The sequence below is a fragment of the Aestuariivirga sp. genome, from assembly GCF_047602625.1.
In the GTDB taxonomy this organism is placed as follows: Bacteria; Pseudomonadota; Alphaproteobacteria; order Rhizobiales; family Aestuariivirgaceae; genus Aestuariivirga.
This window is the reverse complement of sequence record NZ_JASGGV010000002.1, coordinates 1865167-1877830: the sequence shown is the minus strand read 5'-3', so window position 1 is coordinate 1877830 and position 12664 is coordinate 1865167. Positions and strand designations below refer to the sequence as shown.

At 64.1% G+C, this 12664-nt stretch carries 12 protein-coding genes; 6 read left to right on the top strand and 6 right to left on the bottom strand.

Annotated elements, in window-relative coordinates:
• Window positions 1-20: 20 nt before the first annotated feature.
• Complete coding sequence (locus QM694_RS14305; RefSeq protein ID WP_415007598.1) at window positions 21-1544, top strand: UxaA family hydrolase; 1524 nt, start codon at window positions 21-23, stop codon at window positions 1542-1544.
• A gap of 129 nt (window positions 1545-1673) precedes the next feature.
• Window positions 1674-3782, top strand: a complete 2109-nt coding sequence (locus QM694_RS14300; protein ID WP_415007597.1) for a transglycosylase domain-containing protein — start codon at window positions 1674-1676, stop codon at window positions 3780-3782.
• Here QM694_RS14300 and QM694_RS14295 read toward each other — a convergent pair whose 3' ends face one another.
• The 3 genes from QM694_RS14295 to QM694_RS14285 form a co-directional block, all read right to left on the bottom strand.
• Window positions 3783-4532: a M48 family metallopeptidase gene (locus tag QM694_RS14295; RefSeq protein WP_415007596.1), complete on the bottom strand. Its 750-nt coding sequence runs from the start codon at window positions 4530-4532 to the stop codon at window positions 3783-3785.
• Window positions 4532-5734 carry a polyhydroxyalkanoate depolymerase gene (locus tag QM694_RS14290; protein ID WP_415007595.1) on the bottom strand — a complete coding sequence of 401 codons (1203 nt, stop codon included), beginning with the start codon at window positions 5732-5734 and terminating at the stop codon, window positions 4532-4534. The genes QM694_RS14295 and QM694_RS14290 overlap by 1 nt, the downstream gene beginning before the upstream one ends.
• A gap of 77 nt (window positions 5735-5811) precedes the next feature.
• Window positions 5812-6414, bottom strand: coding sequence for an SCO family protein (locus tag QM694_RS14285; protein ID WP_415007594.1), 603 nt, complete (start codon window positions 6412-6414; stop codon window positions 5812-5814).
• 75 nt (window positions 6415-6489) lie between these two features.
• Between QM694_RS14285 and QM694_RS14280 the strand changes: the two genes are divergently transcribed.
• Complete coding sequence (locus tag QM694_RS14280; protein WP_415007593.1) at window positions 6490-7830, top strand: ActS/PrrB/RegB family redox-sensitive histidine kinase; 1341 nt, start codon at window positions 6490-6492, stop codon at window positions 7828-7830.
• 52 nt (window positions 7831-7882) lie between these two features.
• Window positions 7883-8461, top strand: a complete 579-nt coding sequence (locus QM694_RS14275) for an ActR/PrrA/RegA family redox response regulator transcription factor (RefSeq protein ID WP_415007592.1) — start codon at window positions 7883-7885, stop codon at window positions 8459-8461.
• Window positions 8462-8628: 167 nt separating this feature from the next.
• On the opposite strand, the gene hslU is transcribed toward QM694_RS14275, so the two are convergent.
• The 3 genes from hslU to hslV are packed head-to-tail and all read right to left on the bottom strand — an operon-like array spanning window position 8629 to window position 11544.
• A complete protein-coding gene (gene hslU, locus QM694_RS14270) occupies window positions 8629-9933 on the bottom strand; it encodes an ATP-dependent protease ATPase subunit HslU (protein ID WP_415007591.1) in 1305 nt (434 codons plus the stop codon).
• 19 nt (window positions 9934-9952) lie between these two features.
• Window positions 9953-10969 carry a hypothetical protein gene (locus QM694_RS14265; protein ID WP_415007590.1) on the bottom strand — a complete coding sequence of 339 codons (1017 nt, stop codon included), beginning with the start codon at window positions 10967-10969 and terminating at the stop codon, window positions 9953-9955.
• Window positions 10966-11544 carry an ATP-dependent protease subunit HslV gene (gene hslV, locus QM694_RS14260; protein WP_415007589.1) on the bottom strand — a complete coding sequence of 193 codons (579 nt, stop codon included), beginning with the start codon at window positions 11542-11544 and terminating at the stop codon, window positions 10966-10968. Before hslV ends, QM694_RS14265 begins: the two co-directional genes overlap by 4 nt.
• Before the next feature lie 87 nt (window positions 11545-11631).
• On the opposite strand from hslV, the gene hisB reads away from it, so the two are divergent.
• The gene (gene hisB / locus QM694_RS14255; RefSeq protein WP_415008639.1) at window positions 11632-12225 is read left to right on the top strand and encodes an imidazoleglycerol-phosphate dehydratase HisB; all 594 of its coding nucleotides are present in this window, start codon (window positions 11632-11634) and stop codon (window positions 12223-12225) included.
• Window positions 12225-12662, top strand: a complete 438-nt coding sequence (locus QM694_RS14250; protein WP_415007588.1) for a DUF2628 domain-containing protein — start codon at window positions 12225-12227, stop codon at window positions 12660-12662. The genes hisB and QM694_RS14250 overlap by 1 nt, the downstream gene beginning before the upstream one ends.
• Window positions 12663-12664 lie beyond the last annotated feature (2 nt).

Below are 12664 nucleotides of genomic sequence, written 5' to 3'. Positions count from 1 at the left end.
CAACCCCGGATGACATCGCCATGAGCAAAATCCCCCGCATGCTTCGCCTGAGCCCCGCCGACAATGTGCTGGTGGCGATCGACGTGGTGGACAAGGGGGCGACCGCGCCGGAGCAGGTGGTGGCGCTCGACAAGATCATGAAGGGCCACAAGATGGCCTCAGGGCCAATCGCCAAGGACGAGCCGATCCGCAAGTTCGGGCAGATCATCGGCTTTGCCAAGAAAGACATTGCGCGCGGCGAATGGGTGCATGAGCACAACACCGGCATGCATGACTTTGCCCGCGACTATGCCTTCTCGAAGGACGCGAAACAGGAAATCATCCTGCCGCCCGAAGAGCGCGCCACCTTCGAGGGCTATCGCCGCGCCAACGGAAAGGTGGGCACCCGCAACTATATCGGCATCATGACCAGCGTGAACTGCTCGGCCACCGTGGCGGGCTTCATCGCCAAGGAACTGAACGACAGCGGCGTCCTGAAGGACTATCCCAACATCGACGGCGTGGTGGCGCTGAAGCTCGACAATGGCTGCGTGATCGATTACCGCGGCGTGATCTTCGACATCCTGAAGCGTACCTCCTGGGGCTATGCCACCAACCCCAACATGGGCGGCGTGCTGATGGTGGGGCTGGGCTGCGAGGGCTTCCAGATTCCCCGCTTCAAGGAAGCCTATCACGTCACCGAAAACGACACCTTCCGCTCGATGACCATTCAGGAAACCGGCGGCACGCGGAAGACCGTGGCGGCGGGCGTCCAGGCGGTGATCGACATGCTGCCGCACGCCAACAACGTGAAGCGCGAAACCTGCCTTGCCTCCGACCTCGTGGTGGCGCTGCAATGCGGCGGCTCCGACGGCTATTCCGGCATCACCGCCAACCCGTCACTGGGGGCGGCTGTGGACATTCTGGTGCAGCACGGTGGCACGGCGATTCTCTCCGAGACACCGGAGATCTATGGCGCCGAACATCTCCTCACCCGCCGCGCCGCCACGCAGGAGGTGGGCGAGAAGCTGGTCGACATCATCAAGTGGTGGGAAGACTACACAAAGCGCAATCTCATGGAGATGAACAACAACCCCTCGCCCGGCAACAAGCTGGGTGGCCTCACCACCATTCTGGAAAAATCGCTCGGCGCGGCCGCCAAGGGCGGCACCACCACGCTCACCAATGTCTACCGCTATGCCGAGCCCGTGACGGGCAAGGGCTTCGTGTTCATGGATACGCCGGGCTATGATCCTGTCTCGGCGACGGGACAGGTGGCGGGCGGCGCGAACCTGTTGTGCTTCACCACGGGCCGTGGCTCGGCCTATGGCAACAAGCCAGTGCCCTCGATCAAGCTCGCCACCAACAGCGACATCTATCACCGCATGATCGACGACATGGACATCAATTGCGGCGATGTGCTGGACGGCGTGCCGATCACCGAGAAGGGCAAGGAAATCTTTGCCAAAATGCTGAATGTGGCCTCGGGCGAGCGCAGCAAGTCGGAAATCCTGGGCTATGGCGACAATGAATTCGTGCCCTGGCATGTCGGCGCAATGATGTAAGCCTCGCCCCAGCGGGGGCCATGATCGGGCCATGATTCCCGCCCAGATATCCGGCTTTCCCTGCCCCTTCTTCACGCTCTCTCAAGGCGCATTTGCTAGGAGCGGACCAAGGGGCAGAGCGGAGCCTAAATGGGTTTGTTCAGATCGGGCGGCAAGACGAAGCGGAAAGGGCGGATCGAACCGCAGCTTTTTGACAGCCGTTCCCGTGGCGGCAAGCCTCAAAAGCGCACCGCCCCGCGCCGCCGCCGCACCTTCGCGGGCTATGTCTTCCGCTTTGTCTTCTTCTGCGCATTCTGGGGCCTGATCGCCGGCGGCGCCGTGTTCGGCTATGTCTGGATGTCGCTCGACCAGAAGGGCCTGCTGCAGATCCCCGACCGGGAACCGGGCGTGATGGTGCTGGCCGATGACGGCACGCAGCTTGCCCAGCAGGGCGCGTTCTTCGGCGACGAGGTGAGCCTCGCCGAATTGCCTGATTATGTGCCGAATGCGGTGATCGCCATCGAGGACCGCCGCTTCTATTCGCATTATGGCGTCGATCCCTTTGGCCTGCTGCGCGCCGTGGTGACCAATCTGCGCTCAGGGCACGTGGTGCAGGGCGGCTCGACTCTCACGCAGCAGCTTGCCAAGAACCTGTTTCTCAATCCCGACCGCACCATGGAGCGCAAGCTCCAGGAGGTGGTGCTGGCGGTGTGGCTGGAAACCAAGTTCAGCAAGGAAGAGATTCTGCAGCTTTACTTGAACCGCGTCTATTATGGCGCGGGCGCCTATGGCATCGAGAAGGCGGCGCAGGCCTATTATCACAAATCCGCCCGCGATCTGACCATCGCCGAGGCGGCGACGCTGGCGGGGCTTCTGAAAGCGCCCTCCACCTATTCGCCGCTGCTGCACCCCGAAGCCGCAGCCGAGCGCAGCAAGCTCGTCATCAACGCCATGGTGGAGACAGGGGCCATCACGGCGGGCGACGCGCAGCTTGCCATCGCCGCCCCCGCCGAAGCGCGGCCATCGGACTATATTCCCGCCACGCAATATATCGCCGACTGGGTGAACGACCAGCTTCCCGAACTGGTCAAGAACAACAAGGACTCGATCGTCGTCGAAACCACAATCGATCCCGGCCTGCAGGAAATCGCCGAGAAATCCCTCCGTACACGGTTGAATAGCGAGGGTGCGAAGCTGCATGTCTCGCAAGGGGCTTTCGTGATGATGGATACGGGCGGCGCCATCAAGGCCATGGTGGGCGGCAAGTCCTACAAGAGGAGCCAGTTCAACCGGGTGACCAAGGCGAAGCGCCAGCCCGGCTCCTCCTTCAAGCCGTTCCTCTATCTGGCGGCGCTGGAACAGGGATACACCCCGCAATCGGTGGAAGTGGACGAGCCGATCCAGCTCGGCAGCTGGACGCCCGAAAACTACAAGCAGAAATATATGGGGCCGGTGACGCTGACCACGGCGCTGGCCTATTCGCTGAATGTGATCGCCGTGAAGCTGATCTCGGCCATCGGGCCTGACTCGGTGATCGAGGTGGCGCACCGGCTGGGCATTACCTCCGACCTGGGCCGCGATGATTCACTCGCACTCGGCACCTCCGAGGTGACGCCGCTCGAGATGACGGCGGCCTTCGTGCCCTTCGCCAATGGCGGCACGCCTGTCGTTCCCTTCGCCATCACCCGCATTACGACGCGCGACGGCCATGTGCTCTACCAGCGCCAGCCGGGCGGCATGCAATCGGTGATCTCGCCTGTGAACTTGGGCGAACTCAATTCCATGATGCGCGCCGTCGTCACCGAAGGCACCGGCAAGAAGGCGCAGTTCGGCAACTTCGAAATCGCCGGCAAGACCGGCACCAGCCAGGATTACCGCGATGCCTGGTTCATCGGCTATACCGCGCAATTCGTGGCGGGCGTGTGGGTGGGCAATGATGACAATTCGCCGACCACGCGGGTGACCGGCGGCACCATCCCCACGGAAATCTGGCATGACGTGATGGCGGCCGCGCATCAGGGCCTGCCGCCCGAACCGCTGCCCGGCGACACCAGCCAGCCCGAACCCGGCGATGGCGGTGTGATGGCCCAGATTCCGGGTGAGGATGGCAGCGGGCAGCCCGCCGTGGATGATGATGGCGGCGGATTCTTCGATGGCATCGGCAATCTGTTCGGCGGCGGCAACGGCCAACCCCGCAAGAAGAGCGGCAACAGCCCAACCGCCTTCGAGCGGCTGAACCGCACGCGCGAAAACAAATGATCAGGTGCTGATGCGGTGAACGCTGTGGCCGTGCGCCTTCAGCCATTTCTTGGCGCGCGATGCGTCCCGGCAATGGCTGAGCACCAGACGCCAGAAGGCGGGGCCGTGGTTCATGTGCTTCAGATGCGCCACCTCATGGGCGGCCACATAGTCCAGCACATAGGGCGGCGTGAGGATGAGCCGCCAGGAATAGGACAGCTCGCCGCTTGCGGAACAGGAGCCCCAGCGGCTCCGCTGGTCGCGCACGGTGATGCGGCGGAAGCTCACCCCCATGGCGCGGGCATATTTGTCCGACGCCGCTGCGAGTTCGGCCTTGGCCGCCTTCTTCAGCCAGTCGGTGAGGCGGCGCGGAACGTGCGGCAAGTCTCCCGGCACATGGATGATGCGCGCCACCGGGTCGAAGGTGACAGCGCCACGGCGCGAGGCGATGTGGCGTATCTCATGATCCTCGCCATGCAGCGGAATGAGGCTTCCGGCCTTGAGCGGGATCGGCGTGCCGCGCTGGGCAATGCGGGTTACCAGCCAGGCTTCCGAGCGTTGCGCGAAATCGAGCGCGGCTGAGCGCGAGACGCCCTTGGGCACGGTGACGATGGCGGCAGTGCCTTCCGGGTTGAGCCTTAAGACCAGTCGGCGGGCGCTGGCATGGCGGCGGAAGATCACCTCGATCCGCGTTTCGCCCAGCAGCAATTCCGCCGGCGGAATCGGTTTCGGCGCCAGAAGGCGGCGGAGCGTCGTCAGGGCTGGAGCCATCAGGCTTTGGCGTTGGCGTTCACGAAAGACACGATGCGCGGCACGATTTCCTTGCGGAAGCGCGAGCCGTTGAACACGCCGTAATGGCCAACGCCGGGCTGCAGGTAATGCAGCTTCTTGGACGCGGCAAGCGACGTGCAGAGATCATGCGAGGCTTCGGTCTGGCCGACGCCCGAAATATCGTCACGCTCGCCTTCCACCGTCATCAGCGCCGTTTCGGTGATGGCCGAGGGATCGACCTTCTGGTTGCGGTGCGTGAAGGTGCCGCGCGGCAGGTCGTGGTTCACGAACACCTTTTCCACCGTCTGCAGGTAGAATTCGGCGGTGAGGTCCATGACCGACATATATTCATCGTAGAACTCGGTCTGCTTTTCGGCGGAGTCGCCATCGCCCTCGACGAGATGCCAGAAGAGTTCGCGGTGCGCGTCGATGTGGCGGTCGAGATTCATGGTCATGAAGCCGCCAAGCTGCAGGAAGCCGGGATAAACTTCGCGCATGAAGCCGGGATTGGGCGGCGGCACCTTCATGATGACATTGCTGCGGAACCAGTCGACGCCCTTTTCCCGGGCGAGGCGGTTGACGGCGGTGGGATTGCGCCTGGTGTCGATGGGGCCGCCCATCAGGATCATGGCGGCGGGCGTCATGGGATCCTTGGCCGCATTCATCAGCGACACGGCGGCGAGCACCGGCACCGAGGGCTGGCACACCGCCATCAGGCTGGTGCTGCGGCCGATGAAGCGCACGAACTCCATCACATAGTCGATGTAATCATCGAGATCGAAGGAGCCGGACGCGACCGGCACGGCGCGGGCGTCCACCCAGTCGGTGATATAGACGTCGCAATGATCGAGCATCGCATCGACGGTGCCGCGCAGCAGCGTGGCGTAATGGCCCGACATGGGGGCGACGATCAGCAGCTTGCGGGCATCGGCGGGCGCGCCATCGCGGGTGAAATGCAGGAGATTGCAGAAGGGCTTTGCGAGCACCACTTCCTCGGTGACATCCGGCCCCAGGTCGAAGGCGGGCTTGCCGTAGCGCCTGGTTCCGCGCTCGAACATTTCCAGCGACGCCGCCATGGAGCGGCCCATCTGCGTGGAGGACAGCGGATTGGCGGGGTTCTTCCAGAAATTCAGTCCGGCATCCGCGGCCGCCCGCCAGGGCGCCAGCGCGGCGTGGTTCATTTCATAGAGATAATAGAGCATTGCGGGCAGAATCCCTTATCCCCGAACATGGGCGGCAAACGTAACGAGTCCGTTTACGCGCGGCAACCTTTGATTTGTCATGAAGATGACGCAGCGGTGGCCTGCGACAGCCGCTGGGCCAGCGCCTTGGGGTCGGTGGTGTAGTCGAAATAGGTCACGAATTTCCCGTCTGGCCCCATCAGATACATGAGGCTGGTGTGGTCCATCTTGTAATCCGCGCCCGTGCCCGTCTTGGCGTAAAAGACGCGGTAGGCCTTGGCCACGCCCGCAATCTCGTCAGCACTTCCGGTCAGCCCTACGAACTGCGCGCCAAAATTTTCGACATAGGCTTTCATCACCTCCGGCGTGTCGCGCCCCGGATCGATGCTGATGAACACCGGCGTGATCTTTGCGGCCGCAGGCCCCATCTCTTCCAGTGCGGCGGCCAGCACCTGCAATTGCGTGGGGCACACATCGGGGCAATAGGTATAGCCGAAATAAACGAGCGTATAGCGGCCGAGGAAATCCTTCTCCGTCACCTGCTTGCCGTCCTGATTGGTGAGGGTGAAGGGCCCGCCCACCAATGCGACGCCAGTGCCGCTCCGTGTGAGACCAGGCGACAGCAGCCACGCCGTGGCGCCGATCATCGCGGCCACCACGAGCATCAGGGCGGCGAACAGCAGGGTGCGTTTTTGCGGCATGGGGTTTCCTTCCGGTCCGCGCTCAAATAGGACTTATGCCGCCGGGCGGCAAGTTGGCGCCCCGCGAAAGGACCGATGGCCGACATTACCGCCAGCACATTGTTGCCGCAGTCCCATGAGGCGGGGCTGGGCGTGTTGCGCCTGCGCACGCTGGTGCGGCTGCGCTGGCTGGCGGTGGTTGGGCAGACGGCGGCGGTGCTGACCGTCAACCTGCTGCTGGGCTTTCCACTGCCCTTGGGACTATGCCTCGGCGCCATCGCGCTGAGCGCCTGGCTCAACATCTTTCTGTCCATCCGCTGGCGGAAGACCGCGCGGGTGCAGCCGCTCCACGCGGGGCTGCTGCTTGCTTATGACATCTGCCAGCTTGCCATGCTGCTGTTCCTGACCGGTGGGCTGGAAAATCCCTTCGCCTTCCTGTTCCTCGTGCCGGTGACGATTTCGGCCACGTCGCTGTCGCTCCGCTGGACGCTGTGGCTGAGCGCGCTCGCCTCGCTGTTCGCCACGCTGCTGGCTTTTCATCATTTTCCGCTGCCGTGGAACGAGGTGAGCCGCCCGGTGCTGCCCAACGCCTATATCGGCGGCATGTGGGCGGCGATCGCCTGCGGCGTGGTGTTCTCGGCGATCTATGCCAGGCGCATCGCCGAGGAGGCGCGGCAGATGCAGGCGGCGCTGGCCGCCACCGAAATGGTGCTGGCGCGCGAGCAAAGGCTGTCGGCGCTCGACGGCCTTGCCGCCGCCGCCGCCCATGAACTCGGCACGCCGCTCGCCACCATCGCGCTGGTGGCCAAGGAGTTGAAGCGCGAGCTTCCGAAGGACAGTCCGTATACGGACGATATTGACCTTCTCATCAGCCAGTCCGGCCGCTGCCGTGAAATCCTGACACGTCTTGCCACCCATGATTCCGACGATGACGAGGTCTACCAGCGCACCACGCTGCAGGTGATGCTGGAGGATCTGATCGCGCCCTTGCGCGGCAGTGACGTGAGCATCGACGTGTCTTCGGCGGATGACGGCAGCGCCGAGCCGGTGTTCCGCCGCAACCCGGCCATCGCCTATGGCCTCGCCAATCTGCTCGAGAATGCCGTCGACTTCGCGCAATCGCGGGTGACGGTGGATGTGCGCTGGACCTCCGCCACCGTGACGGTGGTGGTGAGCGATGACGGCCCCGGCTTCCATCAGGACATTTTCGACCGCCTCGGCGATCCTTACGTGACCACCAGGCCCGGCTATGACGATGGCGGCGAGCGCGAGGGAACGAGCGGCCACGAGGGCATGGGGCTTGGCTTCTTCATCGCCAAGACGCTGCTGGAGCGCTCGGGCGCCGCCGTGTCGCTCGCCAACCGCGCGCCACCCGGACATGGGGCGATGGTGCAGGTGGTGTGGCCCCGGGGCGCCGTCGATATCGGCAAGCTGTAAACCCTTGCTTCCCGCTGTTGATCGCCACTCCCAAAAGAACTAGATAGGCGCCATGGAAACCCCTCTGCCCGGCAGCCTGCAGGATACGGACGAACTGGCGCTTCCCGCCGACAAGACGCTTCTGCTCGTTGATGATGACAAACCTTTCGTGACCCGCCTGGCCCGCGCCATGGAAGCGCGCGGCTTCGAAGTGCGGACCGCCGAGTCGGTGGAAGAAGGCGTCATCCAGGTGCGGAAATCAGCGCCGGGCTATGCGGTGGTCGATCTCAGGCTCGCCGACGGCAACGGCCTCGACGTGATTGAGGCGCTGCATCATGCGCGCTCCGATGCCCGCGTGGTGGTGCTCACCGGCTATGGCAATATCGCCACCGCCGTGACGGCGGTGAAGCTCGGGGCCATCGACTATCTGGCCAAGCCCGCCGATGCCGATGCCGTCTATGGCGCGCTGGTGGGCGACAAGGACAACCGCGCGGCACTCCCCGACAATCCCATGTCCGCCGACCGGGTGCGCTGGGAGCACATCCAGCGCGTCTATGAACTCTGCGGGCGCAACGTCTCCGAAACCGCACGGCGGCTCAACATGCACCGCCGCACCCTGCAGCGCATCCTCGCCAAACGCGCCCCGAAGTAGGAGGGCCTTTCCGTGCTCGCCCCGCGTCAGCGCGGAGGAGAAGACATATGGCGCGCATTGTTCCAGTCCGCCATTCTGGCAGAGGCCAGGATCCCGCTTTAACCGCCAGCAAGCGGGGCCCTGATTGTCATCAGGGTGACGTCTAAGGTGCGCGGGGCCAAGATGATTTACAGAATGAACTTCGACAAGTCGGTGTTGCGCGCCAGGTCGCCGACGTGTTTTTCGACATAGGCAGCGTCGATGATGATGTTTTCGCCAGCGCGGTCGGTGGCGCCGAAGCTGATCTCGTCGAGGACGCGCTCGAGGATGGTTTGCAGCCGCCTTGCGCCGATGTTTTCGATGGCCGCGTTGGTTTCGGCGGCGATGCGGGCGATGGCGTCGATGCCGTCTTCGGTAAAGGACAGGTCCACGCCTTCGGTTTTCAGCAGCGCCACATATTGCCTGATGAGGCTCGCCTCGGGCTCGGTGAGGATGCGGCGGAAATCGGCGCGGTCGAGCGCCTTCAACTCAACGCGGATGGGCAGGCGGCCCTGCAGTTCCGGCAGAAGGTCGGACGGCTTGGCGATGTGAAAGGCGCCTGAGGCAATAAACAGGATATGATCTGTTTTGACCGGCCCATGCTTCGTTGAGACGGTGGTGCCTTCGATCAGCGGCAGGAGATCCCGCTGCACGCCCTCGCGGCTGACATCGGCCCCGGCGCGCTCGGACCTGGCGCAGATCTTGTCGACCTCATCCAGGAAAACGATGCCGTTGTTCTCGACGGAATCAATCGCCTCCTGCACGATCTGGTCCTGATCGAGAAGCTTGTCGCTTTCTTCCGCCATCAGCAGATCATGGCTGGCCTTGACGGTGGTGCGGCGGGCCTTGGTGCGGCCGCCGAAGGCCTTGCCCAGCATGTCCGACAGGTTGATGACGGACGCCGAGGAGCCGGGCATGCCGGGAATATCGAAGGACGGCATGCCGCCCGTATCGGCGACCTGGATTTCGATCTCGCGGTCATCAAGCTCACCGGCGCGGAGCTTCTTGCGGAAGGAGTCACGCGTGGCTTCGGAGGCATTGGAACCGACCAGCGCATCCAGCACGCGGGCTTCGGCATTGAGCTGCGCCTGTGCTTCCACACCTTTACGCCGCGCCGCGCGGGCCATGGCGATGCCGCTTTCCACGAGATCGCGGACGATCTGGTCGACGTCGCGGCCGACGTAGCCCACTTCGGTGAATTTCGTGGCCTCGACCTTCAGGAACGGCGCATTGGCGAGGCGGGCGAGCCTGCGCGCGATTTCCGTCTTGCCGACCCCGGTGGGGCCGATCATCAGGATGTTCTTGGGCATCACCTCTTCGCGCATCTGGCCTTCCAGCTGCTTCCTGCGCCAGCGGTTGCGAAGCGCAATGGCAACCGCGCGCTTGGCATCGGCCTGGCCGACGATGTGGCGATCAAGTTCGGAAACGATTTCGCGCGGCGAAAAATCAGTCATGGCAATCCTTGAGAGAATTTCACGCGGCGGGCGGAACCGCGGCGGTGATCCTGGAGGGGAGAAGGCTGAGCAGCGCGGCGCGCAAGGGCCGCCACGCCACCGACAGCGTGAGCACGATGGCGCCGACGACGAGAACGGCAACGGCATAGGCCGATGTTTCAAACCCGGCCTTGACGATCAGGCTGCCCGCCGCATAGGCGAGATAAGAGAGCGAGGAGACGAGCAGCGCGCGGCGATCCACCACCAGCGCCACGAAGCCCAACACCAGAAACAGGCCGATGATGAGGGCGGCCGAGGGCAAATCCATTTCGCCGAGATGCACGGTGCCCCATACGACAGGATGAACGATCAATGGCGCTGCAAGGAGATGCAGCCAGAAGGCAATATCGGTGCGCCGCGTGAGGCGCAGGCGGTCCGACATGTCAAAGCGCATGGCGAGCGCGAAGGCGGCAAGGCCAATGGGCAGGAAGACCGGCAGCGGATGATCACTGATGGCATCGGGCCATTGCACCGAGAGCGCCGCGATGACCGAGGCCGCAAGGGCTGCAAAGCCCGCCGCCACGGTGATCGGAACATGGAACCTTTGCCAGTGCGCCCATGCCGCAGCCGTGGCCACCAGCCCCGCGATGACGGCGGAGGCGGGATGATCGCCCAGCGTGGCAGACGAGCCCGCGATGGCGAGCACCAGCCAGAAGATTGACGAGACGAAGACGGCGAGCAGCGCGATGCTGGGCAGCGCCATGCGGCGCTGGCGGGTGAAGATTTCAGCCAGCCCCCAGGAGGCCACGGCGACGCCTGCCGAGGCTAGCCAGGGCGAGGCCATGGTGAGCAGCCAGCTCAGCGCGCCCAAAAACAGGGCGAGGCCAATGGTGACGAAAATATCGTTGAAGCCGGTGAGCAGGCGGAAATGCTCTTCATCGGGCCTTGCCGTGATGCGGCTGGCGGTGAAGGCCTGAAGGCGCTGCAAGGTGGCGCGGTCGATGACGCCCGCCGTCACCGCGGCCTCGAGATCGGCGGCGCTCAGCTCGCCCGTCACAGGCTCAGGCTTTCGACGGTGAGATTGCCATTGGTATAGACGCAGATCTCGGCGGCGATGGCCATGGATTTGCGGGCGATGGTTTCGGCATCCATGCCCGTGTCGATCAGCGCGCGGGCGGCGGCCAGCGCATAATTGCCGCCGGAGCCAATGGCGATGACGCCGTTCTCGGGCTCCAGCACGTCACCCGTGCCTGTGAGGACGAGGCTGACGCTGCGGTCCGCGACGATCATCATGGCTTCGAGGCGGCGGAGATAACGGTCGGTGCGCCAGTCCTTCGCCATATCAACGCAGGCCCTCGTGAGTTGCGAGGGATATTGTTCGAGCTTTCCTTCCAGCCGCTCGAACAACGTCATGGCATCGGCGGTGGCGCCGGCAAATCCAGCGATCACCTGCCCGCCAGCGCCAAGCGGCCTGACTTTCCGCGCATTGCCCTTGATGATGGTCTGGCCGAGGCTCACCTGCCCGTCACCGGCGATCACCACCCTGCCGCCCTTGCGGACGGTGAGAATTGTCGTGCCATGCCATTGCACGGGCTCGGCCATGAGGCTTTCCTTTGCTGTGTCCCGCCCCATGTAGGCCCGGAAACCACGAAAGAAAAGGCACCCTTGGCCATTTCTTGCCGCATCTGCTAAACGCCCGCCCCAAGAGGATGAGACGTGATGCGCAAGGCCACGATTGAACGCCAGACCACCGAGACCCAACTGACCGCCACGCTCGACGTGGACGGCACCGGGGCCTATGACATCAAGACCGGCGTGGGCTTTCTCGACCACATGCTGGAACAATTGGCGCGCCATTCGCTGGCCGACATCACGCTCCGCGCCAAGGGCGACCTGCATATCGACTTTCATCACACCACGGAAGATTCCGGCATCGCGCTGGGGCAGGCTTTCGCCAAGGCTTTGGGAGACCGCAAGGGCATCCGCCGCTATGCGAGCCTCGACCTAGCGATGGACGAGACGCTGGTGCGCGCCGCCATCGACGTGTCGGGCAGGCCTTATCTTGTGTGGAACGTGAATTTCACGCGGGATAAGATCGGCGACTTCGACACCGAGCTGGTGCGCGAATGGTTCCAGGCCTTCGCCATGAATGCCGGCGTGACGCTGCATGTGGGCCTGCTGCATGGCGAGAACAATCATCACATCGCCGAGGCCTGCTTCAAGGCGCTGGCGCGTGTGTTGCGCGAGGCGACGGAGATCGATCCCCGGCAGAAGGACCGCATTCCCTCCACCAAGGGATCGCTGGCGGGCTGATGGCGATTTACGCGGTTCATAGCCCCATTGGCGGCGCGCCCGACAAGGTGGCGTTTGTGCGCGAGGGATTTTCGTGGAGCGCTTTCGCGCTGGGCTGGATGTGGGCGCTGGCGCACCGCCTGTGGGTGTCCGCCGCCATTCTGTTCACGCTCGATGCGCTGCTGGCGCTGGGCGCGGCTGTCCTTGGCGTGATCGTGACGGCGGCGATCGGCGTGGCAATCAACCTGATCTTCGGATTCGGGGCGCGTGACCTGCAGGCGAACGCCCTGACGCGGCGCGGGATGCCCGAGGTTGGCCTCTCGGAAGGGCAATCGCTGGAAGAGGCGGAGCTGCGCTATTTTCACGGGGTTGGCGCGCGCATGGCGGTGCCTGCTCCGGCGCGGGCAGCACCCTATGCGCCGCATGCCGATCCGCTCGGCCTGTTCGGCAACGGTTGAGT

Bases quoted from the DNA above. Each gene is read 5' to 3' on its own strand.
- QM694_RS14305 (WP_415007598.1), top strand. From the start codon at position 21: ATGAGCAAAATCCCCCGCATGCTTCGCCTGAGCCCCGCCGACAATGTG.
- QM694_RS14300 (WP_415007597.1), top strand. From the start codon at position 1,674: ATGGGTTTGTTCAGATCGGGCGGCAAGACGAAGCGGAAAGGGCGGATC.
- QM694_RS14295 (WP_415007596.1), bottom strand. From the start codon at position 4,532: ATGGCTCCAGCCCTGACGACGCTCCGCCGCCTTCTGGCGCCGAAACCG.
- QM694_RS14290 (WP_415007595.1), bottom strand. From the start codon at position 5,734: ATGCTCTATTATCTCTATGAAATGAACCACGCCGCGCTGGCGCCCTGG.
- QM694_RS14285 (WP_415007594.1), bottom strand. From the start codon at position 6,414: ATGCCGCAAAAACGCACCCTGCTGTTCGCCGCCCTGATGCTCGTGGTG.
- QM694_RS14280 (WP_415007593.1), top strand. From the start codon at position 6,490: ATGGCCGACATTACCGCCAGCACATTGTTGCCGCAGTCCCATGAGGCG.
- QM694_RS14275 (WP_415007592.1), top strand. From the start codon at position 7,883: ATGGAAACCCCTCTGCCCGGCAGCCTGCAGGATACGGACGAACTGGCG.
- hslU (WP_415007591.1), bottom strand. From the start codon at position 9,933: ATGACTGATTTTTCGCCGCGCGAAATCGTTTCCGAACTTGATCGCCAC.
- hslV (WP_415007589.1), bottom strand. From the start codon at position 11,544: ATGGGGCGGGACACAGCAAAGGAAAGCCTCATGGCCGAGCCCGTGCAA.
- hisB (WP_415008639.1), top strand. From the start codon at position 11,632: ATGCGCAAGGCCACGATTGAACGCCAGACCACCGAGACCCAACTGACC.
- QM694_RS14250 (WP_415007588.1), top strand. From the start codon at position 12,225: ATGGCGATTTACGCGGTTCATAGCCCCATTGGCGGCGCGCCCGACAAG.